Below are 25,511 nucleotides of genomic sequence, written 5' to 3' on the forward strand. Positions count from 1 at the left end.
ATACATTAATCTTTTAGTTTGGTTTCTTTGACCTGTATCAAAAAGACACCTATGATAAAGACGCTAAAAAAACTACTGACAAACTGGGCTGTTCATTTTTTAATTGCCTGGGCTGCGATTATTGCATTTACGCTGATTCCTTATCTCTATCATGTACACATTTGGGGTAACTATATCTATAACGCGGATGGTTCAGCAGTAAGCGGCTGGCAGTATGCATTGAATATCAAGCAAGATTTATTCGTTGTAGGGCTATTTATCTTTTTGGCTGAAGTTGTAAGGCAATTTCTATTTAAAAAATATCATTTCATCGTGTTTATAGCAGGGTGTTTATTCGCTGGGATAATTTCATTTGCGGGCCTTTATGTCCTGCGACCGTACGTACTTGAACAGCAGGGCAAACTCTCTGCTATTGAGCCTATTTTATATATAGCAGTTTATGCTTTTGTTTATACAATAGTGAGGGATTATTATCATCAAAATAAGAACAGAAAGGCGCTGAGGATTCAGCAGTCGGAGAACGAACTCCATGCCTTAAAGGCCCAGTTGAACCCGCACTTTTTATTTAATGCCTTAAATTATCTTTATGGTACGGCATTAAAAGAAAAAGCACCGGACACGGCGCAGGGAATTGACCTGATGTCTGACATGATGCGCTATACCATTTATGGGATGCATGAAAATTTTGTTTCGCTGTCAGATGAACTGAAGTTCATAGAAAACTATCTTCAGCTTCAGCAGGTGCGTTTGCCTGAAAAGGACAGCATTAAAGTTAGCACTCAGGTTGTCTCAGATGGACGCCTGTATCAGATAGCACCGCTGTTGCTCCTGCCTTTTATTGAAAATGCTTTTAAGTATGGTATCAGTATGGATATTCCATGTGAGATTGAGGTGAAGGTTATTGCGACAGACCATGTGCTTCATCTCGAAGTTTTCAATACTATTGTTCAGAACCGTGCAGAGGTAAAGGGAAACAATACAGGAATAAAGAATGCGGTTAAGCGCCTGGAACTGCTTTATCGGGGTAATTACAAGCTGGTTCAGAAAAATACCGGATCAGATTATAAAGTTTCACTTTCGCTAAAACTCAACGTTTAAAATACTCCACCTAATTTTTGTCGCCATGATTAAAAAAGTAGTTTTATTGCTTTGCGGGGCAGCTATGCCCTTCATATCCGTATCCCAGACGAAGGACTCTTCGTTTGCTGTTGAAATCAATGCGATGGCGATGCCTTCAAAAGCTAAGATTTATTTATTGTACCAGCAGGATGGTAAAAAGATCGTGGACTCGGCCGTGCAGCATAGCGGATCGTTTGTTTTTAACGGCAAGATCGGGAGACTCGTGAATGCAACTCTTTTGTGCGATACGACAGCCATTGGATTTTCCGGATTGCTAAAAAAACGCAATGAGAAACAGGATGTTTTGCGCATGTATATTTATCCGGGCAAAGTTATGCTGAAAACAAGCCGTTTAATTGCCGATGCTAAGTTCATAGGAAAGGGGATCAATTCAGATTACTTTAGGTTGGAGCAAATGTTAAAGCCGGTGACTGAACAGAAAAATCAGCTCAGCAGATTGATAGTGACAGCTGATCAAGAAAATATTGCGATGATGAATCAGAAGCTGGACAGTTTAAACAGGATTAAAAAGTCTATTCAGCAGCGATTTATTACTGAACATCCTGATAGTTTTATTGCATTAGCTACTTTACAGGAATATGCCGGGGTATCACCTGATATTTCGGTTATAGCACCTATGTTTAACAGGCTTTCCGGTAGGGTGCAGAACATGCCGTTGGGCAAGGAGTTTCAGAAATTCCTTTCAGATCAGACTGCGCTCAATCCGGGTTCGAGGGCACCTGTTTTTACCCAGCAGGACACTGCCGGCAAGCCTGTAAGCCTGGCCTCATTTAGGGGGAAGTATGTGCTGATTGACTTTTGGGCATCCTGGTGTGGGCCTTGCAGGGACACGAACCCCGAACTTGTGAAGATTTACAATGAGTTTAAAGGACGGAATTTTACTATCTTGGGGGTGTCTCTTGATGATACAGATAGAAAAGATGCATGGTTAAAAGCGATAAAAGAAGACGGGCTAAAATGGCCGCAGGTTTCTGACCTGAAGCATTGGGAAAATGAGGTTGCTAAGCTTTACAGCATCAGAAAAATTCCACAGAATTTTCTGATTGATCCTGAGGGAATAATTATAGCAAGAGACCTTGAAACAGCAGCATTGATGGAAAAACTTAAACAAGTAATACCGATAAAGTGATGAAAGTAATTGCAGTTGACGATGAGCCTGTGGCGCTGGATATTATCCGTACTCATGCGGAAAAGATTCCTTTTATCTCGCTTGATGCTAGCTTTTTAAGCGCTAAAGATGCACTGGCATATCTTGAAAAAGAGCGTGTGGACGTGATTTTTCTTGACATCACTATGCCGGATCTTTCGGGGATTGAATTTGCATCGATGCTGGATTCTGAAATTCAGGTTGTTTTTACTACTGCTTATCCAGAGTACGCATTAAAAGGGTTTGAGCTGGAAGCTACAGATTATTTATTGAAGCCGATTAATTTTACCCGCTTTTTAAAGGCATGTCAGCTTGCTGAAACCAGGTTGCAGGCACCAGGTCTGAAAAAACGTGAAGAGGAGCAGGCCTTATTTGTGAAAGATGGACATGACTGGGTACAAATAAAATTTAGTAACCTGATCTTTGCGAAGGCAGAGGACAATTATGTGGACTTACATGAAACAGATAAGCATACCCTGACACGCATTACATTGACAGAATTACAGACTAAACTTCCTGTGGATCAGTTTATACGTGTTCATAAATCTTTTGTCATTTCCAGGCAGAAAATTGAACGCATTGAGAAGCACCAGGTAACTGTGGGCGGGAATAAGATCCCATTGTCTAAACTATACAGAAATCAGCTACTACAAAATGTAGGCAAAGACAGGTAGAATAGTGGTTTGACATTGAATTGAATAAGAAAAATGTTTTAACTGTAAACCAACAGGTTAAGTGAGCAGAGCGAAAATAATTTAAAAACAGTTTTGACTTTTAGAAACTATCTCTATCTTTGCAGTCCAAAACAAATACATCCTAACTGCGGAAGTGGCGTAATTGGTAGCCGCACCAGACTTAGGATCTGGCGCTTCACGGCGTGGGGGTTCGAGTCCCTTCTTCCGCACGTACATTAAGACAGCTTCGAAAGAGCTGTCTTTTTTTATGCCATATTCATCCCACTGTATGGTTTAAAAAAAATCATGATGGTTTCCTATATATAATGTGGAAAATAGAATAAAAAAAACTAATTTTGCGCCCTCTAACAGGAATGGTAAATGGAGGGTATACTTCCCGATATTCCGCAGAAAGAGACGGTTATAAAAATTGATTCAGAAAAATGAACATTACACAGGAAAAAATTAACGACCTAAACGCAGTTGTAAAGATTAAAATTGCGCCTGAAGATTATACTGAAAAGGTTGATAAATCTATAAAAGAACAAGCTAAAAAAGCAACCCTTCCGGGTTTTCGTAAAGGAATGGTTCCTGCAGCCCACATTAAAAAAATGTATGGCAGAAGCATCCTTGTTGAAGAGATCAATAACCTGTTGAGCGAAACTTTAAACAAGCACCTTACTGATAATAAAGTAGAAATCCTCGGACAGCCATTACCAGTGATGGATGATACTAAAGAATTCAAATGGGATAATACTGACGAGTTTGAGTTTGACTATGAATTGGGTCTGGCTCCTGCGATCGATGTAAACATCACTTCTAAAGATAAATTTACTCAGTATGATGTGAAAGCTGACGCTGAGACGCTTGCGGCACGTATCAAAAACATCCGTAAAAGCTATGGCAAAATGACAAATCCTGAAGTTTCGGCAGAAGAAGATGTACTTTATGCCGAAATAGCACAACTTTCTGCTGATGGTTCAGTTTTTGAAGGTGGCATTAACCATACAGGATCTATTCGTTTAGATCAGGTGACTGATAAAAAGATTTTAAAAACTTTAGTTGGTCTGAAAAAGGATGACGTAGTTGAACTGGATGTTCAGAAAGCTTTTGATAAAAATGAGGTGATCATCGCCAAATTGTTAAATATCAGCGAAGAAGATGCAAAAGACTTGAAATCTAAATTCCAGGTAACGGTTAAAAATGTAAACCGTTTAGAGGAAGCAGATCTGAATCAGGAGTTCTTTGATAAATTATTTGGTGCAGGTACAGTAACTGACGAAGCTGGTTTTACTGCTAAAATCACTGAGGAAGTTGAAAGCATGTTTAACCAGGATGCAGACCGCAAATTGCAAAACGATATGTACACTAAATTAATTGACAGTGTAAAAATCGAATTGCCTGATGAGTTCTTGCGTAGATGGTTAAAAGCTACCAACGAGAAATTAACTGATGCTGAATTGGCTGAAGGTTATGATGATTTCGCTAAAAACCTGAAATGGACTTTGATCGAGAACAAACTGATCAAAGACAACAACATCGAAATTAAATATGAAGATGTGTTCCAGACGGCGAAACAACGTTTAGATGCTCAGTTCAGAATGTATAGTCCAGCTCCGATGCCGGAAGATCAACTGGCTCAGTACACTGCAACTTTCTTAAAGGAGAAAGACAATGCAAACCGTATTTTTGATGAGGTAAAAGCTATTAAAGTTTTTGAACACATTAAATCGGTTGCTACAATTGACCAAAAAGAAATAGCTTACAATAAGTTTGTAGATCTATTGAAGTAATCGCTCGCGAAGGCTTTAATTTATAAATATTGATAAGGCGGCTTTTTAAGGCCGCCTTATGCGTATAAAAAGATCTTCAAATTTTACAATGCCACAATAAATTGCCAACTTAGTTTCCTTACTTTGGCGTAAGGAATAGAAAAATATAAAATAATAGTCATGAAGATAGATAAAGACGAATTCAGAAAATACGCAGTTAAACATCACCGCATTAACGGTTTGAATGTAGATCGTTACATTGGCGCAACTAATGTTTCTCCAAAAAGCATGACCCCTTACATTATAGAAGAGCGCCAGCTGAATGTAGCTCAGATGGATGTATTTTCCCGTTTGATGATGGATCGTATTATCTTTTTGGGTGATGCCATCTATGATGGAAATGCAAACATTATTCAGGCGCAATTGTTATTTTTGCAATCGGTAGACAACAACAGAGATATTCAGATCTATATCAATTCACCAGGCGGATCTGTGTACGCAGGTTTGGGTATTTATGATACCATGCAGTATATCTCGCCGGATGTGGCTACAATCTGTACAGGTATGGCAGCATCTATGGGGGCTGTATTACTGGTTGCAGGTGCAAAAGGTAAACGTGCGGCATTACAGCATTCAAGAGTGATGATCCACCAGCCTTCAGGAGGTGCGCAAGGTGTAGCTTCAGATATGGAGATCAACTTAAGAGAGATGCTGAAACTGAAAAAAGAATTATACGATATTATTGCTACGCATTCAGGACAAACTTACGAATGGGTAGAAAAGGCTTCAGACCGTGATTACTGGATGAAAGCAGAAGAAGCTAAAGGCTTTGGAATGATTGATGAGGTACTGGGAAGTACGAAGAAAGACTAAAAATGGCTAAACAAAACAAAGATTCCCGCTGCTCTTTTTGTGGGTCGGGTAAACAGGATACCTTGATGCTTATCGAAGGACTGGACGCATACATTTGCGATAAATGTGTGACGCAGGCCAATCAGCTACTTGCACAGGAGCTGGGTAGTAAGAAATCGAAACCCCTGGATTCTTCGATTACGTTATTGAAACCGCAGGAAATTAAAGCCCATATTGATCAGTATGTAATTGGTCAGGATGATGCCAAAAAAGTACTTTCGGTAGCGGTGTATAATCACTACAAGCGATTGAGCCAGAAGGTGGATAAGGCTGATGAGGTAGAGATTGAAAAATCGAACATCATGCTGGTTGGTGAAACTGGTACGGGTAAGACCCTGCTGGCGAAAACCATTGCAAAAATCTTGCATGTACCTTTCTGTATCTGTGATGCTACTGTACTTACAGAGGCAGGTTATGTCGGGGAGGATGTAGAGAGTATTCTGACCCGTTTATTGCAGGCTGCGGATTATGATGTAGCCTCAGCTGAGCGTGGAATTGTATACATTGATGAAGTAGATAAAGTGGCGCGTAAGAGCGACAATCCTTCTATTACACGTGATGTATCGGGTGAAGGTGTACAACAGGCTTTATTGAAGATCCTGGAAGGCACGGTTGTGAACGTCCCACCTCAGGGCGGACGTAAGCACCCTGATCAGAAAATGATCCCTGTGAATACAAATAATATCCTGTTCATTTGCGGTGGTGCTTTTGATGGTATCGAACGTAAAATTGCGAACAGGCTGCGTACTCAGGCGGTGGGTTATAAAGTGAAAAAGGATGATGTAGATCTGGATCTTAAGAACCTGTATAAATACATTACTCCGCAGGATTTAAAGTCCTTTGGTTTGATTCCTGAGTTGATCGGACGTGTGCCTGTGTTAACACACCTGAACCCACTGGATAAGCAGGCTTTGCGTAATATTCTGACGGAACCTAAGAATTCATTGATGCGTCAGTATGTGAAGTTGTTCGAGTTTGAGAATGTGAACCTGGTATTTGATGATGAGGTGTTGGATTTTATAGTTGACAAGGCTATGGAATACAAACTTGGAGCAAGGGGTTTACGTTCTATCTGCGAAGCAATTATGTTGGATGCAATGTTTGAGATACCGTCTGATTCGACGGTCAAGGAACTGCTGATCACACTCGACTACGCGGTAGAGAAATTTGAAAAGGCCGATTTTAAGAAGTTAAAAGCAGCATAAAATGATGAGATCCCCGGTAAGATAACCGGGGATTTTTTTTAACTTGTTATTAGGGTTTCGAGGAACCCGCTCGGTCGTAAGAAAAATAACCGTTCTCTTCGAAGAAGCACCCCCTGAAGCTTCGCAACATGGGCGCTAAGGTCTTCTCTGAGAAGGTGATGATTGGAAGAGCGCCGCTTGGACTTGGAAAAATAACCGTTCTCTTCGAAGACTGCATCCCCTGAAGCTTCGCAACATGGGCGCTGAGGTCTTCTCTGAGAAGGTGATTTTTTAAGTCCGCGCTAGTGCAGAGGAAGGAGGAGCAGGAAGAAAATAATGAATTATTAAGAAAAGGAGGAATATATGAATGAAGAGAAGGATGTAAAAAAAGACGAGAAGATTGTAGCAAAGGCAAAGAAGGTGAAGGAAGTTGAATCTCCGGTAAAGAAAGGATTAAAATCTAAGGCTGATATCGTTAATAACTGGTTGCCGCGGTATACTGGCAGGCCGTTGGATGATTTTGGTCAATATATATTGCTGACAAACTTTAGCAAGTATGTTCAAATGTTTTCTGAATGGAATGACAATGCGCCTATAATGGGATTGGATAAACCTATGCAGAGTGTGACAGCTAATGGGATTACCATTATTAATTTTGGTATGGGAAGTCCGCTTGCTGCAACGATGATGGATCTGCTAAGTGCTATAAAGCCGAAGGCTGTACTGTTTTTGGGTAAATGCGGCGGACTGAAAAAGAAAAACCAGTTGGGCGACCTTATATTGCCGATCGCTGCGATAAGAGGAGAGGGGACGTCTAACGACTATATGCCGCCGGAAGTGCCGGCTTTGCCTGCATTTGCTTTGCAGAAGGCAATATCTACTACGATCAGGGATCACTCTAGGGATTATTGGACAGGCACTTGTTATACAACCAACCGCAGGGTATGGGAACATGATAAGGGTTTTAAGAAATACCTGAAGACGCTGAGAGCTATGGCGGTGGATATGGAGACAGCAACCATTTTTACAACAGGTTTTGCTAATAAAATTCCTACAGGCGCGCTATTGCTTGTTTCAGATCAGCCGATGATACCGGAGGGTGTGAAAACAACAGAAAGTGACAGCAATGTAACCAGTCAGTTCGTAGAGACCCACCTGAGGATAGGAATAGATTCTTTAAAGCAGTTGATCAACAACGGACTTACTGTAAAGCACCTGCATTTTTAATCTTCACCTGCTAATCTTCATCGGCACTTTTAGGGAAATCAAATTCAACCAGCTTACCGGTATGGTGGCTGATCTCTGACCAGTGATCGGTAGTAAATTCTATAAGTACGGTGCCGCAGGTAGGTATGTTGTAGATTCCCGCATCGCTGAGGTAGTTGGCGAAGTCAGTGAAACCCGGATTGTGCCCAAATATGGCGATCCTGTTGTAATCATTACACAGTCCATTCAATACCTCAAGTAATGTGCTGGTATTTGCTTCATAGATTTCAGGCTTCTCCAGTATTTGCCCGGGAGCTTTGTTCCAGACCTGGGCAAAATGTTTTGCTGTAGTCAGTGCTCTGAGCGCGGGACTGCTGACAATCAGTTCAGGCACAAGATTTTTGTTGAGGATTCTGTTTGCCATCTCGGGCGCATTCCTGTGCCCTCTTGGGTTTAAAGGCCTGTCGAAGTCTGCAAGGTGGCTGTTGCCCCAGTCAGATTTACCGTGTCTTACTAATAGCAGCTGTTTGGTCATTATTGAGTTTTTCTAGTAGTTTGTCTACAATGGTTTTTTCAGTTAAATTATTCATGCATGCAAAATCGCCTCTGTAACAGGGAACATTTCCATATACTGAACATGGCCTGCAATATAAATCTATCTGAACGGCATCATTTATTGATTGTCCGTAGCCCAGGAACCCGGCATAGGGGTGTGTAGCTCCCCACACGGATACAACCGGAACATTCTTTAAAGAGGAGAGGTGCATCCCTGAAGAATCCATGCTGAGCATGACGTCCAGCGTGGAAATGAATTCGAGTTCTTCCTGCAGTGCCATCTTTATTACAGTAGAAGTAATGTTTTGATGTTTGTCTGCCCAGCCTTCAGCTATTTGTCGTTCTTCTTCTGATCCGCCAAAGACAAACAGCTGGTGACCAAGTTCTGCCAATGTAAGCAGCACACTTTCCATTTTATGTAACGGATAAACTTTTTGAAGGTGCTGGGCGAAAGGGCTGACGCCAATCTTTCTGATGTCATTTCCGTTTATCGGTTGCTTGTGGATGGTGTTTTTTAGTGTAAGCGGAAAACCGAGCTTTCCGAATACCTCTGCATAGCGCTGGATGGTCAACTTGAGTGGGATGACCAATTTGTTTTCTTTTCTGGTGAGCCTTTTTTTCGCCTTCCTGCCTTTATCGACCGTAGCTGATTTTACACCAGCAAAGAAAAAGAGCAGGGTCAGTATTTTGCTGCGCAGGTTGTTGTGAAGATCCGCCACAGCAGTTACTTCCTGTTTCTTTAATTCCCGGAATAATTTAATAAGTCCAAAAAAACCTTTGTGTTTTTGTTTTGGATCGAAGGGATGAAATTGCGCATGGGTTAAGCCATCAAAAAAAGGTTTGAATAGCGGGCGGCTGACAATTAGTAATTCGGTGTCGGGATAAGCTTCTCTGAATTCTATTAAGACAGGTGCAGTCATTGCCACATCGCCCATTGCCGAGAAACGAATTACCAATATTTTAGCTGCTTTTGGCATTAGCTATTTGGTATTGTATAGGATTGGGTTCAAATTTGGATCGTTGTACATCTTCATCTGCTTATATACCTTCATGTATTTAGTGCCATTTTCTATATCTGCGATTAGCTCGTCTAAGCTACCGGAAAGATCTGTTCTTTGATTTAACAAAATGTTAAGTTTATAAGTACAATTGCGGATATGTTCCTCTGAAGCATCGCTGCGCTGAGTTTCTTCGGTCATATGGTAAACCTTCAAAGCAAGGATAGATAACCTGTCGATCACCCAAGCCGGGCTCTCAGAATTAATTCTGGCCTCTGCTTTCGGACTGATGTTTTTATATTCTTCTAAAAAATAGCTGTCGATGTACTCCACTACGTCTGTACGTTCCTGATTGGAGGCATCAATACGTCTCTTCCATTGCAATCCTTCTACCGGATCAATGCCGGGATTACGCACCACATCTTCCATATGCCACTGTACGGTGTCTATCCAGCATTTCATGTATAATAAATGCTCCAGGCTGCTGATGCGGTAAGGATTTGAAATAGGCTGATCTATATTGTTGTGAACGTGATAATCGTTGATCGCATCCTGAAAAATTTTATTACAAAGCTTACTAATCATGGGGTAAAGGTAAGGATAACTATTTTTTATTGCTGAAGTATTGGGAGATATCTTCCAGCGACATGGCATTGAGGCATTGTTTTGCGGTAAGTCCGCCTTTACGGCCAATCAATAAACCAAAGCGGGTGTCATGAAAACCCTCTGTTCTGTGTGCATCCGGATTTACAGATAACAACACACCTTTTTCCAGTGCATACCTGTGCCAGCGCCAATCGAGGTCCAGACGTAATGGATTTGCATTGATTTCTATCACCACGTTATTTGCAGCACATGCATCAATTACCTTAGTATAATCTATAGGGTATCCTTTCCGGCTGAGTAATAACCTGCCGGTAGGGTGACCAAGGATGGTCGTGTAAGGATTTTCTATCGCTTTGATGAGTCTGGCAGTTGCTTTCTCTTCATCCATTCTCAGGTTGCTGTGAACCGATGCCACCACAAAATCGAAAGTTTTCAGGATGTCATCGCTATAATCCAAAGCACCATCATAGAGGATGTCACTTTCGATGCCTTTAAAGATCTTGAAAGGAGCTAATTTGGCATTTAAAGCATTGATTTCCTGATGTTGTGCATATACCCGCTGCTCATTGAGGCCATTGGCATAAAATGCAGAGCGTGAGTGGTCGCAAATACCCAGGTATTCCAACTGCAGGTTTTCTTTGCAATACTGAGCCATTTCTTCAAGCTTATGTACACCATCGCTCCAGGTAGAGTGGTTGTGCAGGCTTCCTTTAAGGTCTTCGTATTTGATGAGTACAGGAAGCTTATTTTCTTTAGCCAGCTGAATCTCATCCAGACTTTCCCTCAGTTCCGGTTCTACGAAAGAAAGGCCTGCCTTGCGGTATATTTCATACTCGTCGGCGAAGGGGCCTGGGCCTGCCATGTCAAGTACCTGTTTTACATGCGCTTCATTTCCGGTCAGTCTGAACCAATTCAGGTAGAAATCCTTTTTGTCGGTCAGGTGAAGTTTTATTTTCAGGCCGAAAGGACTTAAGGCAATTAAAGTATTCTCTGTATGAGGTTCAAAATTTAAAGGCTCGAATTCAGCAATTCTATCATAAATTTCCTGTATGGTTTCTGCACCAAGAACCAGTTCTACTTCTTCAATGATCTCCAGGCAGCGACGGTAAGCTCCTGCTACGCCGAGCAAAGGCTCGCCGCTGATGCCTTTAAGCCATACGGACAAATCAGCATGGAGTTTATTCACAAGAGGTTCAGTCTGGGCATATAAGAACTTGCCATGTGCCGCCATCTGAAATTCGATTACTTTTTTGATCTCTTCCTGAGTTTTCAGACCGAAACCCTTAGCTTCGATCAGGCGGTTTTCATTGCAGGCATAATATAGTTCGCCGATATTCTCAATACCCAGGTCTTTCCAGATCACCACGATTTTCTTAGGACCAATTCCCTTTATGCCCAGCATTTCAACGATGCCTTCCGGGGTTTCGGTAAGAATGGCCTGCAGTTCTGCCATGGTGCCTGTCTGAAGCATTTCCCATACCTTTGAAGATATACTCTTACCCAGGCCATCGATCTGAGCGATCTCTTCCAGATTTTTGGTTTTGATGGCAAATGGGAGTTTATCTACCTTAAATGCAGCATTTGCAACAGATTTAATTTTAAAGGGGTTTTCATTGTGCAGTTCCATAAGCTGCGAGAGCAGTCGTAGGGTACGTGCAATTGCTTTGTTTTCCATTGATTATTGAACTTTGATTTCGAAAGGCATCCTGGCCTGTACACCCGATTTGGCAATAGCTGATTTCATTTGTTCGTAGATGTGGTAATTTTCACCTAATTCCTGTTTGGCGAAATACGTTCTTACTTTGTCCGTACCGGTTTCCATGAAGGATTTAATCGGGTCTATGATTTCAGGATATTCAACAATTTTATAATCTTTTACTTTTGCTTTTTTAGCGGCGGCTACTATCGCATCGTTGAAGCTTCCGGTTCTGTCGGCCAGACCAATTTTAACGGCATCAGTACCTACCCAAACACGCCCGCCTCCGATACTGTCAATAAATGCTTTTGATTTTTTACGGCCGTCCGCTACCCTGGTAATAAAGCTGTCGTAGACACGGTTTACATCATTTTGTATGATCAGTCTTTCGCCAGGGGTAAGCGGCCTGTTGGTACTCATAATATCAGCATATTTACCGGTCTTTACGCCATCGAAAGTAATTCCAAGTTTATTGTTTAACAGGTTCTGAAAGTTCGGAATCACGCCGAATACACCGATTGAGCCGGTGATGGTATTGGGCTGAACGAAAATAGAATCCGCTGCACAAGCGATGTAATAACCACCGGAAGCTGCAACGTCTCCAAAAGAAGCGATTACCGGTTTCACTTTTTTGGCAAGAACAATTTCCCTCCAAATCACATCAGAAGCCAGCGCGCTGCCGCCCGGTGAATTTACCCTGAGCACGATTGCTTTGATGCTATTGTCCAGGCGGGCCTTTCTGATGGTTCTTGATAGGCGCTCCGAACCGATGGTATTGTCCGATCCTTCGCCGCCGTTGATGTCACCATTTGCGAAAATTACCGCTATTTTATCTCCAGATGGGTTTTTATCAGCTGCTACATTTTGCGCATAATCATTGATGGTCACTGTTTTGAGATTTTTCTTCTGATCTATCCCGCTAAGCGATTTGAGTTCGTTGAGGATCTCATCTTTATACCTCAGTCCATCCACCATTTTATAAGCAAGCGCGTCTTTAGGTTGCTGGATTTTATAATCATCAGCTATATGGTGCAAAGAGTCTTTACTTATTTTTCTGCTTTGAGCTATGCCGTCTAAAAAGGTGTTGTATAACCCATATACATAAGCGGTTACCTGCTCACGGTTTTTATCGCTCATTTTATCGTTAATGAACGGCTCCACAGCACTTTTGTAGGTTCCAACACGGATGATCTGTGCTTCGATACCCAGTTTGTCGAGCGCTCCTTTGAAGAACATCAATTGTGAACTTAACCCTTTAAATTCCAATGCACCTTCAGGATTGAGGTAAACTTTATCCGCGGCAGAAGCCAGGTAATAGGCACCCTGTGTATAGACTTCGCTGTATGCGATGATTTTCTTGCCGCTGGTTTTGAAATCCAGCAGTGCATTCCTTACCTCACGCATAGTCGCAAAACCAGCATTTGGAGAAGTTACATTCAGGTATATGCATTTAATCTTATCGTCAGTCTTCGCTTTTTTAAGAGATTTTATGATGTCGTTGAAGCCAATACTCTTTTCTCCTTCAGATCCCAGGAATTTGGCAAAAGTGTCATCAGGTGTACGCTCCATAATTGCCTGGTCAAGATTCATAAATAATACCGAATTGCTGCTCACGAGTGCAGTTTTGTCGTTCTCCAATGAAGATACAAGTCCGATGACAACAATAAAAAACAGTGCGAAAAGCAGTACAGTTGAAATTACGATTCCGACTACGGTGGCAAAAACATACTTGAAAAATTCTCTCATGTGGTAGTTTAATATTTAATTTGTAAATATAAGTAAACGAAGGTGAGTTTACCTTGAAATTGATATGGTATTGGACAGTAAAAAGGTTTTTTTGTTACTCGGCAGCAACCTGGGAGATCGGGTACAGCTGATTGATGATGCGGTGGTTCAGATTAATTCGAGAATAGGGTCAGTTTTTTCCAGGTCTTCCTGGTATGAAACTGCTGCCTGGGGCAGGGAAGACCAGCCCGGCTTTCTGAATATTGCTGTGGGAGTGGAGACACAATTGTCCCCTTTGGCGGTATTGGAAGTGGCTTTGGATATTGAGCTGGAGCTGGGAAGGGTAAGACATGAGAAATGGGGGGCAAGGCTGATTGATATCGATCTGATCCTTATCGGCGATGAAATCATAGACATTCCGGGGAAGCTTCAGATCCCGCATCCGGAAATGCAAAACAGGAAGTTTGTGCTGGAACCTCTCGCTGAAATTGCCGGAGCGCGTGTCCATCCTGTATTGAAAAGAACTGTATCAGAGATATTGCAAACTTTAGCTGATAATTTATCTGTATCAAAAATTAATTTATAGTTTTGTTTTAAATGATCGATCTAAATAAAAATAACGAGCCTCTTGATCTTTCTTATTTGAAAGAAATGTCCGGTGATAGTGCCGAGTTTATCATCGAAATGATAGACCTGTTCAAAAGCCAGACGCCTGTGTACATTGCTGAACTTCAACAGGCAATAGATGACAAGGAATGGAGCAAAGCAGCAGGTTTTGCACATAAAATCAAACCAACCTTTGTATATGTTGGCCGTGAAGATGCAAAAGCACACATGCAAATGATGGAGGATAACGCAAGTTCCCTTAAAGATGTGGATAGTTTACCTTCAGCTTGTGATGAACTTGTAGCCTTTGTAGAGGTGTTATACGGACAATTGGATAAGGCCAGGGCTGAACTGGAAAAACAACTTTAGTTTAGCGTGGGATTCGTCTAAAATGCAAAATAGATAATCCGATATACAAAATCAGGATGAAAGGTACTGCTACAAATCTGAGCGCAGCGACCAATAGTACACAAAGGGTCAGGAAAATATACTTTAGTTTGTTTTCCTGCCAGCCTTTTGTTCCGAACTTCATGGAAAAAATACGAATTTCACTTACTAGCAACCAGCTCAATAAAGCCGTCAGGGCTACCAGTAATGCCGTTGAGCCTATTACATCAGGGTAACCTGCCTTGATAAAAGGGAGTGAAACAATCAGTAAAGTATTCATCGGGGTATTTAAACCAATGAAATCTTCAGTCTGTCGGGTGTCAATATTGAACTTTGCCAGTCTCAGCGCAGAAAATACGGTGATGATGAATCCGAAGTAAGGTAAATATTCTGAGGAATAATCACTTTGTCCCAATAGCTGGAACATTACCACTCCGGGTAAGAATCCGAAGCTGACCATATCCGCTAAAGAATCCAGTTCCTTACCTATGTTTGATTTTACATTAAGCAGCCTTGCTGCAAACCCATCAAAGAAATCAAAGATACCTGAAAGCACCACAAAATATGCGGCTACTTCCAGGTTTCCTTTAAATGCATAAACTATCCCAATACAACCTGAAAAAAGGTTGGCACAAGTAATGGCATTAGGGATATGTTTTTTTATCATATTAAGCTCAATTCAATTAGCTGTTCATGGAGATCAGGAACTCTTCATTCGATTTTGTGCCTTTGATCTGTGCCTGTACAAACTCCATTGCTTCCTGAGCGTTCATGTCGGCAAGGTGGTTACGCAGGATCCAAACACGCTGCAGTGTATCTCTGTCGTGCAATAGGTCGTCGCGACGTGTACTTGAAGCCGTAATGTCAATTGCAGGGAAAATACGTTTGTTAGATAATTTACGATCCAGTTGAAGCTCCATGTTACCGGTACCTTTAAATTCTTCAAAGATCACCTCATCCATTTTCGAACCGGTATCTGTAAGCGCAGTAGCAAGAATGGTTAATGAACCACCTTTTTCGATGTTACGGGCGGCACCAAAGAAACGTTTAGGTTTATGTAAAGCATTTGCATCCACACCACCAGAAAGGATTTTTCCGGAAGCAGGAGCAGTGGTATTGTATGCCCTGGCCAGACGAGTAATAGAATCCAGAAGGATAACCACATCATGACCACATTCTACCAGGCGTTTTGCTTTTTCCAATACGATATTGGCGATTTTTACGTGACGCTCAGCAGGCTCATCAAAAGTAGAAGCAATTACTTCCGCTCTTACGCTGCGAGCCATATCAGTTACCTCTTCAGGACGTTCGTCGATCAACAGGATGATCAGATAAACCTCGGGGTGGTTTTTAGCGATCGCATTGGCAACCTCTTTTAACAAGTTGGTCTTACCCGTTTTAGGCTGAGCTACAATCAGACCACGCTGACCTTTACCGATAGGGGTAAATAAGTCGATGATACGGGTTGAGTAGTTATTTGTTTCCGTGAACAGATTTAACCTTTCAGTAGGAAACAAAGGAGTCAGGTAATCAAAAGGTACACGGTCCCTAACGTCGGCCGGCAGGCGTCCGTTGATGGTTTCGACCCTTACTAAAGGGAAGTATTTTTCGCCTTCTTTTGGAGGGCGGATACTGCCTTTAACAGTATCACCTGTTTTCAGACCAAATAATTTAATCTGAGACTGCGATACATAGATATCATCAGGAGAAGATAAGTAATTATAATCTGCAGATCTTAAAAAACCATATCCATCAGGCATGATTTCCAATACACCTTCATTGGTGATGGTGTTGTCAAAATCAAGATTTGAATAGCTGTTTTCTGCCTGTTTATTATTGTTGTTATTGTTCTGATTCGGATTTTTAGGCCTGTTGTCCTCTCTCGGCTGTTTGTTCTTTTTGTTTTCGCCGGTTTGCACAGGTGCCGGATTGCCGGCAGGTGCTACAGCAGGAGTAGCTGCAGGCTGCTCAATTTCAGCAACCTCAGTTAATACCTCTGCAGGTTGTTCTGTTTCCTGAAACTCAGGAGCCTCAGGTTTTTCATATGCCGGTGGGGTGTCAAATAATGATGCGCGGTTGAAAGGCGTATTTTTTACTGTTTCTTCCTCTTTGGCTGGAATACGGATTCTTTTTCTGGTAGGCTTTTCTGTGCTTACTTCCTTTGCCGCAGCTGTTTTCAGCTTAGATGCTTTCGGGGCAGCGTCAGTTTTAACAGCTTCTGCTGTAACCGGTTCAGCTGTAGTTTCCTGCTCTGTAATCTGAGCAATGATCTCAACCAGTTCTGCTTTCCTTAAATCATCTGCGTTTAGTATGCCCTGAGTTTTAGCAATCTCACGCAGTTCTGCTGTGAGCTTTTCATTTAATTCTGTTTTATTAAACATTATATAGGTGTAGAGAAAATTTTAAAATTGAACCAAGCAGAAAATGCAATTATAAAAAATAGTAGAAACAAGATTTTATGAGATTTTCTGGAATGGTCAGATAAACTTTTAGAGAATTATGTTGCAATTCTATGTATTTGTAAACTAATCTCCAAGAAAAATATTAAAATGTTTAAAATAATTTACTTTAAAAGTAGATAAACAGGCATTAAATGATTGTTAAATTTGACATCTTTGCACACAAAATTACCCCCTGATGAATAAGAAGCAACTATTTGAGCGGATTAAAACCAAGAAATCTTTTTTGTGTGTAGGCCTTGATCCGGTTTTGGAAAATATCCCAAAACACTTGTTAAAATACGAGAATCCGGTATTGGAGTTCAATAAACAAATTATTGATGCTACCAAAGATCTGTGCGTTGCCTATAAACCAAACACTGCTTTTTTTGAATCAATGGGATTAAAGGGATGGGAAACGCTGATCAAAACATGGCAGTATATCCCCAAAGATATTTTTACCATAGCAGATGCGAAAAGAGGAGATATTGGCAATACTTCCGCTATGTATGCCGATGCTTTCTTTAATGAAGCCAAATCTGAGATGGGTTTTGATGCGGTTACAGTAGCCCCTTACATGGGAAAAGATTCTGTAGACCCGTTTTTACAACATGAAAACAAATGGGTGATCCTGCTGGCACTAACCTCTAATGCAGGTCATAGTGATTTTCAGTTGCACCAAACACCAGGAGGGAAACTTTATGAAGAAGTAATCCGGATTTCTTCTCAGTGGGCCGACAGTGAAAAGTTGATGTATGTAGTTGGTGCAACAAGAGGTTCAGAATTTAAAAATATACGCAGATTGGCTCCTGATCATTTCCTTCTTGTTCCTGGAATCGGAGCGCAGGGTGGCAGTCTGGCCGACGTGTGTCAGTACGGACTGAATAAAGAATGTGGCTTGCTGGTCAATTCAGCAAGAGCTATTATTTATGCAGGTAATGGAGAAGATTTTGCAGAAAAAGCGAGAGCCGAAGCATTAAAAGTACAGCAGGAAATGGAGCAGATCCTTGAATCTGCGAAATTGATATGAAAGAAAAGCTGGATGTAAGGCTGATCGTTTCTTTGCTGGCTGTCGCAATTATCTGGGGCACGACTTATCTGGGGATCCGCATTGCGGTGGAGACTATACCGCCGTGGTTTGTAGCAGCGATACGGCAGACCATTGCTTCAGCCATTTTACTCATTATCCTGATCCGCAGGAATGAGCTGAGCTGGAAAGGCTGGCCATACTTAAGAAGACAGATGATCCTGGGTTCTTTGATGCTGGTGGTAGCCAATGGAATGACTACTGTTGCAGAGCAGAGTATCCCAAGCGGACTTACTTCTTTATTGAATGCACTGAACCCCATATTTGTCTTTTTAGGCTGTGTGCTGATCGGCCTGCAGAAGCCTTCCTGGAAGGGGTTTTTGGGAGTGATTGTCGGTTTTATAGGTGTAGCATTTATATTCAGGGATGGATTTAGTGCACTTCTTGATCCCAATTACAAAACAGGAATTTTGTTTCTTTGTGCGGCCATCAGCGGCTGGACTATCGGTACCATATATGTTAAGAAGAGCAATCAGAAATCTGATCAGATCTTTTTAGACCTTTTTTATCAGTTTGTATTTTCTGCAGTAGTTCAGTTTGTACTTGCCTTTATTTTCTCCGGCGATGCGGATGTAAGCAGCTGGACGGGGAGGAGCTTACTTGCCGTGGTTTACCTGGCGTTGTTTGGTTCGGTAATTGCATTTTTCTGCTACCATTATGCCCTGAAAAAGGTGACGGCAACAGAAGTTTCGGTGCTTTCTTATTTCAATACTGTGATCGCGCTGTTTCTTGGCTGGTTGATTCTCGATGAGGTCATTACTTTTGATATTGTGATTGCAACCGCCTTAATTATCCTTGGTGTATTCATCACCAATTATAAAAAGCAAAAAACATAGTACATTGATTTGGACTATCTCATTATTTTGAATGAAGTTCGCCGTGATGAATTTTACGGAAGACTTTTTACATTTTATATGGCAGTTCAGGTTATTTAAAACCACTGAACTTTATTGTGCCGGTGGCGAAAAGCTGGAACTACTGAGTCCGGGTGTACTTAATAAAGATGCCGGGCCAGATTTTAGTCATGCCAGACTCAAAATAGACGATACCCTGTGGGCGGGCAACGTAGAGTTGCACATCAAATCTTCAGACTGGCTGCTGCACAGCCATGGCGAAAACGGAGCTTTTGAATCAGTGATCCTCCATGTCGTTTATCAGCATGATCAGGAGATCTATCATAGAAATGGAAGTTTGATACCTGTTCTGGTGTTGAAAGACCTCTTCTCAGATCATTTACTCTATACTTACCATAGCCTGGTTAATAACAGGAACGCATTTCCCTGTGAAAAGCAGATTGGGAGTGTTGATCAGATTGTGATTGAAAATGCATTGTCGAGGGCGATAGCGGAAAGACTTCAACATAAATCAGCCGAAGTGCTGACGCGGCTAGGAGCGTTAAAAGGCAGTTGGGATGAGACCTTTTATTATTTTATAGCAAGAAATTTTGGATTTAAGGTAAATGCAGTACCCTTTGAGATGCTCGCTTCCTCATTGCCCCAGCGAATTTTTGCGAAGCACAAAAATAATCCATTACAGATAGAGGCGATGATTTTTGGCCAGGCCGGGTTTTTAAATGCTGAATTACCCGATGAATATTCAAAGCAGCTTTACCTGGAGTATACTTTTTTACAAAGAAAATATGGATTTAAGCCAATTGATGTTTCCCTATGGAAGTTTCTGAGGATGAGGCCGCAGAATTTCCCAACAGTAAGGCTTGCCCAGTTTGCGGCGCTGATCGTGAGTTCGAGCCATTTATTCTCAAAGATCCTGGAACTAAAATCTTTGAAAGAGATTTATCGTTTATTTGAAGATCTTCCTGTGAATAATTATTGGGAACAGCACTATCATTTCAGAAAAGCTACAAAACACGTGCGTCTTCAGCCCGGACCTGCGTCCGTACAAAATATTGTGATCAATACCATTTGTCTGTTTCTGTTTACTTATGGAAAATATACAGACCAGGCACATTTTATGGACAGGGCACTTGTTTTTTTAGAAGAATTGCCGGCAGAACGCAATATGATTATAGATCAGTACGTTAATTCGGGGGTCAGGCCAGACAGTGCACTGATGTCGCAGGCCTTACTGCAATTAAATAAATACCATTGCAGTCAAAAAAAATGTTTAAATTGTGGTATCGGAATTAAAATTCTAAAAAAATAAGATGTTTCAGCGAATCATTACTTTCTTTGAAAAGCGGAGTTTTGGGGTATGCACTTACCTTGCAGACCGGTTAAATATGTCGATCAGTAAGATCAGGCTGTTCTTTATTTACTCTTCTTTTCTGGCTGTTGGTTTTCCTATTGTCTTTTATATACTTGCAGCTCTGGTACTCGATGTAAGGCATTATGTAAAAAAGATCAGACTAAGGATCTGGGACGTTTAATTTCTGAGGATAGCAGCAATTTCAGTATAACCCTTTTCATCTGCCAGATCGGCCGGCAATTTACCTCCTTCCATTCTGATGTCCACATCAGCGTTGTGCTCCAGCAGGAGTATCAGTATTTCAATATCTCCGTATTGCGCTGCAGCGTGTAATGGTGTAAAACCTGCCTGCTGTTTTACATTGACTGCTGCACCTGCATCAAGCAGCATTTTGGTAATCTTGTAGTTTCTTGCTGCTACGGCAGAATGTATGGGAAATACGTTAAAACCATTACTGGTTGGCACGTTCACTTCAGCTCCGTTGGCGATCAATACTCTTGCAAGTTCCTCATGGCCAAAGTAGGCAGCCAGTCCAAGTGGAGTAAAACCATCATTCGCAAAAGTATTTACCAGTTCAGGCTGCGCGGTGATCAATCCGATAGTATGTTCTAATTGCCCCAAGGCACAAGCTTCGAAAACATTGATTTCAGTAGAAAAACCGGCAATCAATTCTGCCATTTTCGGTTTTCTATAGTAACAGGCCAGTAAGACAGGAGATACACCATGACTGGTCTTCTGATCTGCGAGCTGTGGCGCTTTATTCAAAAGATCATATATTTCCTGTAGTTTATTGTCTTCTATCAGTGCTTCAAGAGTTGCAATGTTCATCGTGTAAATTAGAGTTGAGTCGACAAACTTATGTAATTTTTTTTTTTATATTGTAAGCATAAATGCTTCTTAGTTTTTATCTAAGTTTGTTGATTATAAATATTAATAGCGAAAATGTCGGTAAGGGGTAACCAATTTAAGTCAAATTCTTTTAAAAACGAATCAGATGAAAAGCAGGGTTCCAGGTCAGCTGGTACCAGAAAATTTAAGGAACGGGCGGAGATATTGCCACGTTTCGATTTTCAGGACGGCAGGTTTCTAAAGATCATCGGCCTGGTATTCATCATCCTGGCTCTATACTTTTTAATAGCTTTTACATCATACCTGTTTACCTGGCAGGAAGATCACAGTTACGTAATCGATGCGAACGGGGGATGGAGTAATTTATTTAAAACCTATGAAGAACTGCAGCAGGTAAATATTCCTCCGGTGGTCCAGAACTGGCTGGGTAAGATTGGTGCATTATTATCGCACCAGTTTATCTACGAATGGTTCGGTCTGGCTTCATTCCTGTTCATTTTTGTGTTCTTTGTGATTGGGTATCGTTTGCTATTCAAGGTGAAGATATTTGCAATTGAAAAGACGCTTGCCTACAGCTTCTTTTTTCTCCTGTTTATCTCCCTTACACTTGGTTTTTGTCATGCCTTTTTCTCCGACGCCCCTCATTATTTGGAAGGGCAATTCGGTTATTGGACCAATAAACTGCTGGTGGCCCAGATTGGGGTAGCGGGAGTTGGTGGACTGATTGCTTTTCTTGCGCTGACCGTCTTGATCATTGCTTATAATATTGATTTTAAACTGCCTGAACGTAAGCGTGAAGATGCAGTTATTCCTGACGTGCCGGAGCATATTGAACTTGAAAATGAAGTACTTTCAGAGCCCGTTGAATTTACACTTAATGACAGGTTTGCCAATAGTCAGCGGAAAAAAGAGCAAAATGTGGTGATTACGCCATCCAGATTTGAGCAAAAGGAAGAAGATGAAGAAATCATCCCGTCCTTCACCCCTGCAGTCAACGTAATGCATCCTCCGGTTGTACACACGCCACCTGTAGCTTCTCCATCTATTGAGTTGTCGCCAAATGTAGAACTCGCGACAGAGGCGCCACAGAAACAAGAGCCCGAACTGACCATCGAAAAAACAGAGGAAGATAAGAAATCAGAAGAGCTTGTTGAGCAGTTTGGAAATTATGATCCGACACTGGACCTGGCGAGCTATAAATACCCTCATCTGGATTTGCTGGAGAACCACGGTTCAAATAAAATATCTGTCAACGCAGAAGAACTTGAGGCAAATAAGAATAAGATCGTGGAGACTTTAAATCACTATAACATAGAGATTGACAAGATCAAGGCTACGATAGGTCCGACGGTGACACTTTATGAAATTATTCCGGCACCCGGCGTGCGGATTTCAAAAATCAAGAATCTTGAAGATGATATCGCACTTAGTTTAGCAGCACTTGGAATACGGATCATCGCACCAATGCCGGGAAAAGGAACCATCGGTATAGAGGTGCCGAATATGCATCCAGAGATGGTTTCTATGCGCAGTATTCTGGCGACAGAGAAATTTCAGCAGACTACTATGGATCTGCCGATTGCTTTGGGTAAAACGATCTCTAACGAGGTCTATATTGCAGATTTATCTAAAATGCCCCACTTGCTGGTTGCCGGAGCTACTGGGCAGGGTAAATCGGTGGGTATCAACTCAATTTTGGTATCCCTGCTTTACAAAAAGCACCCGTCGCAGCTGAAATTTGTACTGGTAGATCCTAAAAAGGTAGAGTTGACCCTGTTCAATAAAATTGAGCGCCACTTCCTGGCGAAATTACCTGGAGAAGCAGATGCGATCATTACAGATACAAAGAAAGTAATCAATACGCTAAACTCTTTATGTATTGAAATGGATCAGCGCTATGACCTGCTGAAAGATGCGCAGGTTAGAAATCTGAAGGAATACAATGAGAAGTTCATCAAGCGTAAGCTAAATCCAAATAATTCTCACCGCTTCCTGCCTTACATCGTGCTGATCGTGGATGAGTTTGCTGATCTGATGATGACTGCGGGAAAAGAGGTAGAAACGCCCATAGCACGTTTGGCACAGCTGGCACGTGCGGTAGGGATTCACCTGGTACTGGCTACGCAGCGTCCTTCAGTAAACATCATTACAGGTACTATTAAGGCCAACTTCCCCGCAAGGCTAGCTTTCAGGGTATTGTCTAAAATAGATTCGAGGACCATCCTGGATAGTGGAGGTGCAGACCAGCTCATCGGTAGAGGAGATATGCTGTTGTCGACAGGAAATGACCTGATCAGGTTGCAGTGTGCTTTTGTAGACACACCTGAAGTAGACCGGATCTCTGACTTTATCGGCGTTCAGAGAGGATATCCGGAGGCCTACCAGTTGCCCGAGTATATTGACGAAGCAGCAGAAAATGCAAAACTGGAATTTGATCCTAACGATCGTGACTCTATGTTTGAAGATGCTGCAAGACTGATCGTTATGCATCAACAGGGATCTACTTCGCTGATACAGAGGAAGTTGAAACTTGGTTACAACAGAGCAGGACGGATCATTGACCAACTGGAGGCTGCGGGAGTGGTAGGGCCTTTTGAAGGTAGTAAGGCAAGAGAGGTTCTGATCCCTGATGATTATGCTTTGGAACAGTTCTTGAATGACCTGAACAACAATAAATAAAAAAGGAGAAAAAGATGAAGAAGACCGCGTTGTTATTTGTAATGGTTTCAGGATTTATAGTTTCGGCTTATGCCCAGACCGATGCGAAAGCAAAAGCTATACTCGCAGGGGTAAGTAAAAAATACCGTTCATTTGATGTCGTTAAAGCTGACTTCACATTTACACTGGATAATTTACAGGCAAAAGTTAAGGAAAGTCAGCAGGGTACATTGCTGGTAAAAGCCTCGGCCAACAAGTATAAAGTGGCGATGACTGAGCAGGAGATGATCAGTGACGGTAAAAGTCAGTGGACTTATTTAAAAGATGATAAAGAGGTGCAGGTGACTACGGTAGATAATTCTGCAGATGGATTGAACCCTGCTAAAATATTCACAGTATATGAAACCGGGTTTAAGTCCTTGTATACAGGCGATACTAAATCAGCAGGGAAGGTTTTTCAAATGATCGACCTTTCGCCAATAGACACTAAAAAGTCTTTTTACAAAATACGTCTGACGATAGATAAGGTGGCTAAGCAGATCAGTAACGTGCTCATTTTTGATAAAAATGGCAACAGGTATACCTATGCAGTAAAGTCATTCACAGGAAATGTGAAGGTTACTGAAAACACATTTACTTTTGATGTTAAAAAATATCCCGGAGTAGAAGTAGTAGATTTGAGGTAAATGAAGATCACGTTTCTAGGTACAGGCACTTCTCAAGGCATTCCGGTTATTACCTGCAGTTGTATCGTATGCACATCCGCAGATCATAGGGACAAGCGACTGAGGGTATCGGTACTCGTTGAAACAGATGATAAGACAATAGTTATCGATAGCGGACCTGATTTCAGGTATCAGATGCTGCGGGCAGAGGTGAAGAACCTGGATGCCATTCTTTATACGCATGAGCATAAGGACCATGTTGCAGGACTGGATGACATCAGACCATTTAATTATCTGCTTCGGAAGAATATAGCTATTTATGCTACCGAGCGTGTACAGCATGCTTTGAAAAAGGAATTCTCTTATATTTTCGCTGAGGCGCATTACCCTGGATTACCTCAGATTGATATGCATACCATTGCTACTGATGTATTTAATATAGGTGAAACGGCGATTGTTCCTTTAGATATCATGCATTATAAACTGCCTATTCTGGGGTTTAAGATCAACGACTTTGTTTACATCACAGATGCAAAGACAGTGTCTGAGGAAACTGTTGCAAAAATAAGGAGAACTAAAATACTGGTGGTAAATGCATTGCAAAGGGAAAACCACATTTCGCATTTCACACTGGATGAGGCCATTGCATTTGCGGAGCTGGTGGGGGCTGAGACAACGTATTTTACACACATCAGCCATAATATGGGATTACATGAGGTTGTGGAAAGAGATTTGCCGAATAATATTAAAATGGCCTACGATGGCTTGACGTTATTTTGCAAATAAAACATATCTTTGCTGCATATAATCACCTAGGTGGCGAAATTGGTAGACGCACCAGCTTGAGGGGCTGGCGCCCGCAAGGGTGTGGGAGTTCGAATCTCCTCTTAGGTACACTTTTCAATAGCTAACAATCTGATTGTTAGCTATTTGTGTTTTAAAAATCTTCTTGTTCTAAGTGTTTTTGCTGCACTTTTAGAAATCTAATTTTGCAAATTTTT

General features: G+C 41.6%; 24 protein-coding genes and 2 tRNA genes. 18 read left to right on the plus strand and 8 right to left on the minus strand.

All coding sequences use genetic code 11. From position 1 onward, the window contains the following. Positions 1–51 precede the first annotated feature (51 nt). The 8 genes from FA047_RS02010 to FA047_RS02045 all read left to right on the plus strand — a co-directional run bounded on the left by FA047_RS02010 (position 52) and on the right by FA047_RS02045 (position 8,056). Positions 52–1,098, plus strand: a complete 1,047-nt coding sequence (locus tag FA047_RS02010) for a sensor histidine kinase (protein ID WP_136834314.1) — start codon at positions 52–54, stop codon at positions 1,096–1,098. Positions 1,099–1,123: 25 nt separating this feature from the next. Continuing rightward, positions 1,124–2,269 carry a TlpA disulfide reductase family protein gene (locus tag FA047_RS02015; protein WP_136834315.1) on the plus strand — a complete coding sequence of 382 codons (1,146 nt, stop codon included), beginning with the start codon at positions 1,124–1,126 and terminating at the stop codon, positions 2,267–2,269. Next, entirely contained in the window at positions 2,269–2,961 is a 693-nt protein-coding gene (locus FA047_RS02020; protein WP_136834316.1) for a LytR/AlgR family response regulator transcription factor, read from the plus strand. Before FA047_RS02015 ends, FA047_RS02020 begins: the two co-directional genes overlap by 1 nt. Before the next feature lie 148 nt (positions 2,962–3,109). Continuing rightward, positions 3,110–3,191 (plus strand) — tRNA-Leu (locus tag FA047_RS02025). A gap of 213 nt (positions 3,192–3,404) precedes the next feature. Continuing rightward, positions 3,405–4,754 carry a trigger factor gene (gene tig / locus FA047_RS02030; RefSeq protein ID WP_136834317.1) on the plus strand — a complete coding sequence of 450 codons (1,350 nt, stop codon included), beginning with the start codon at positions 3,405–3,407 and terminating at the stop codon, positions 4,752–4,754. Positions 4,755–4,913: 159 nt separating this feature from the next. Then, positions 4,914–5,606 carry an ATP-dependent Clp endopeptidase proteolytic subunit ClpP gene (gene clpP, locus FA047_RS02035; RefSeq protein ID WP_136834318.1) on the plus strand — a complete coding sequence of 231 codons (693 nt, stop codon included), beginning with the start codon at positions 4,914–4,916 and terminating at the stop codon, positions 5,604–5,606. Between the two features lie 2 nt (positions 5,607–5,608). Continuing rightward, a complete protein-coding gene (clpX, locus tag FA047_RS02040) occupies positions 5,609–6,850 on the plus strand; it encodes an ATP-dependent Clp protease ATP-binding subunit ClpX (RefSeq protein WP_136834319.1) in 1,242 nt (413 codons plus the stop codon). 342 nt (positions 6,851–7,192) lie between these two features. Further along, positions 7,193–8,056, plus strand: a complete 864-nt coding sequence (locus FA047_RS02045) for an AMP nucleosidase (RefSeq protein ID WP_205943219.1) — start codon at positions 7,193–7,195, stop codon at positions 8,054–8,056. A 10-nt stretch (positions 8,057–8,066) separates the two neighbouring features. On the opposite strand, the gene FA047_RS02050 is transcribed toward FA047_RS02045, so the two are convergent. Genes FA047_RS02050 through sppA form a run of 5 tightly spaced genes read right to left on the minus strand, consistent with a single transcriptional unit; the run spans position 8,067 to position 13,636 of the window. After that, complete coding sequence (locus FA047_RS02050; RefSeq protein ID WP_136834320.1) at positions 8,067–8,570, minus strand: SixA phosphatase family protein; 504 nt, start codon at positions 8,568–8,570, stop codon at positions 8,067–8,069. Next, positions 8,536–9,567, minus strand: coding sequence for a glycosyltransferase family 9 protein (locus tag FA047_RS02055; RefSeq protein WP_136834321.1), 1,032 nt, complete (start codon positions 9,565–9,567; stop codon positions 8,536–8,538). The genes FA047_RS02050 and FA047_RS02055 overlap by 35 nt, the downstream gene beginning before the upstream one ends. A 3-nt stretch (positions 9,568–9,570) precedes the next feature. Further along, a complete protein-coding gene (locus tag FA047_RS02060; RefSeq protein ID WP_136834322.1) occupies positions 9,571–10,173 on the minus strand; it encodes a DUF4254 domain-containing protein in 603 nt (200 codons plus the stop codon). Positions 10,174–10,192: 19 nt separating this feature from the next. After that, positions 10,193–11,869 carry a DNA polymerase/3'-5' exonuclease PolX gene (locus FA047_RS02065; RefSeq protein WP_136834323.1) on the minus strand — a complete coding sequence of 559 codons (1,677 nt, stop codon included), beginning with the start codon at positions 11,867–11,869 and terminating at the stop codon, positions 10,193–10,195. 3 nt (positions 11,870–11,872) lie between these two features. Continuing rightward, the gene (sppA, locus tag FA047_RS02070) at positions 11,873–13,636 is read right to left on the minus strand and encodes a signal peptide peptidase SppA (protein ID WP_136834324.1); all 1,764 of its coding nucleotides are present in this window, start codon (positions 13,634–13,636) and stop codon (positions 11,873–11,875) included. 64 nt (positions 13,637–13,700) lie between these two features. On the opposite strand from sppA, the gene folK reads away from it, so the two are divergent. Both folK and FA047_RS02080 read left to right on the plus strand, forming a co-directional pair. After that, entirely contained in the window at positions 13,701–14,201 is a 501-nt protein-coding gene (gene folK, locus FA047_RS02075; RefSeq protein WP_136834325.1) for a 2-amino-4-hydroxy-6-hydroxymethyldihydropteridine diphosphokinase, read from the plus strand. 11 nt (positions 14,202–14,212) lie between these two features. Beyond that, positions 14,213–14,590 (plus strand): Hpt domain-containing protein, encoded by a 378-nt coding sequence (locus FA047_RS02080; RefSeq protein ID WP_136834326.1) that lies wholly within the window; start codon positions 14,213–14,215, stop codon positions 14,588–14,590. Position 14,591: 1 nt separating this feature from the next. Here the strand turns inward: FA047_RS02080 and pssA are convergent, their stop codons facing one another. Together pssA and rho are read right to left on the minus strand one after the other, a co-directional pair. Continuing rightward, entirely contained in the window at positions 14,592–15,275 is a 684-nt protein-coding gene (gene pssA, locus FA047_RS02085) for a CDP-diacylglycerol--serine O-phosphatidyltransferase (protein ID WP_136834327.1), read from the minus strand. 16 nt (positions 15,276–15,291) lie between these two features. Beyond that, positions 15,292–16,989, minus strand: a complete 1,698-nt coding sequence (gene rho, locus FA047_RS02090) for a transcription termination factor Rho (RefSeq protein ID WP_136834328.1) — start codon at positions 16,987–16,989, stop codon at positions 15,292–15,294. A 256-nt stretch (positions 16,990–17,245) separates the two neighbouring features. Here rho and pyrF point away from each other — a divergent pair, with 256 nt between their 5' ends. From pyrF to FA047_RS02110, 4 genes are read left to right on the plus strand one after another with little or no spacing between them, the layout of a single operon-like run. After that, positions 17,246–18,076 carry an orotidine-5'-phosphate decarboxylase gene (gene pyrF, locus FA047_RS02095; RefSeq protein ID WP_136834329.1) on the plus strand — a complete coding sequence of 277 codons (831 nt, stop codon included), beginning with the start codon at positions 17,246–17,248 and terminating at the stop codon, positions 18,074–18,076. Continuing rightward, the gene (locus FA047_RS02100) at positions 18,073–18,969 is read left to right on the plus strand and encodes a DMT family transporter (RefSeq protein ID WP_136834330.1); all 897 of its coding nucleotides are present in this window, start codon (positions 18,073–18,075) and stop codon (positions 18,967–18,969) included. The genes pyrF and FA047_RS02100 overlap by 4 nt, the downstream gene beginning before the upstream one ends. A gap of 46 nt (positions 18,970–19,015) precedes the next feature. Beyond that, on the plus strand, positions 19,016–20,296 hold the full coding sequence (locus FA047_RS02105) for a DUF2851 family protein (protein WP_136834331.1): 1,281 nt from the start codon (positions 19,016–19,018) through the stop codon (positions 20,294–20,296). 1 nt (position 20,297) lies between these two features. After that, complete coding sequence (locus FA047_RS02110; protein WP_136834332.1) at positions 20,298–20,519, plus strand: PspC domain-containing protein; 222 nt, start codon at positions 20,298–20,300, stop codon at positions 20,517–20,519. Here FA047_RS02110 and FA047_RS02115 read toward each other — a convergent pair. Next, positions 20,516–21,166 carry an ankyrin repeat domain-containing protein gene (locus FA047_RS02115; protein WP_136834333.1) on the minus strand — a complete coding sequence of 217 codons (651 nt, stop codon included), beginning with the start codon at positions 21,164–21,166 and terminating at the stop codon, positions 20,516–20,518. The genes FA047_RS02110 and FA047_RS02115 overlap by 4 nt on opposite strands. Before the next feature lie 114 nt (positions 21,167–21,280). Between FA047_RS02115 and FA047_RS02120 the strand changes: the two genes are divergently transcribed. The 4 genes from FA047_RS02120 to FA047_RS02135 all read left to right on the plus strand — a co-directional run bounded on the left by FA047_RS02120 (position 21,281) and on the right by FA047_RS02135 (position 25,404). Beyond that, on the plus strand, positions 21,281–23,866 hold the full coding sequence (locus FA047_RS02120) for an FtsK/SpoIIIE family DNA translocase (protein ID WP_136834334.1): 2,586 nt from the start codon (positions 21,281–21,283) through the stop codon (positions 23,864–23,866). Between the two features lie 14 nt (positions 23,867–23,880). Continuing rightward, positions 23,881–24,531 (plus strand): LolA family protein, encoded by a 651-nt coding sequence (locus tag FA047_RS02125; RefSeq protein WP_136834335.1) that lies wholly within the window; start codon positions 23,881–23,883, stop codon positions 24,529–24,531. Beyond that, positions 24,532–25,296, plus strand: coding sequence for an MBL fold metallo-hydrolase (locus FA047_RS02130; RefSeq protein ID WP_136834336.1), 765 nt, complete (start codon positions 24,532–24,534; stop codon positions 25,294–25,296). It abuts the gene before it with no gap. 24 nt (positions 25,297–25,320) lie between these two features. Continuing rightward, positions 25,321–25,404, plus strand: a tRNA-Leu gene (locus tag FA047_RS02135). Positions 25,405–25,511 lie beyond the last annotated feature (107 nt).

The organism is Pedobacter frigoris, assembly GCF_005116445.1.
In the GTDB taxonomy this organism is placed as follows: domain Bacteria; phylum Bacteroidota; class Bacteroidia; order Sphingobacteriales; family Sphingobacteriaceae; genus Pedobacter; species Pedobacter frigoris.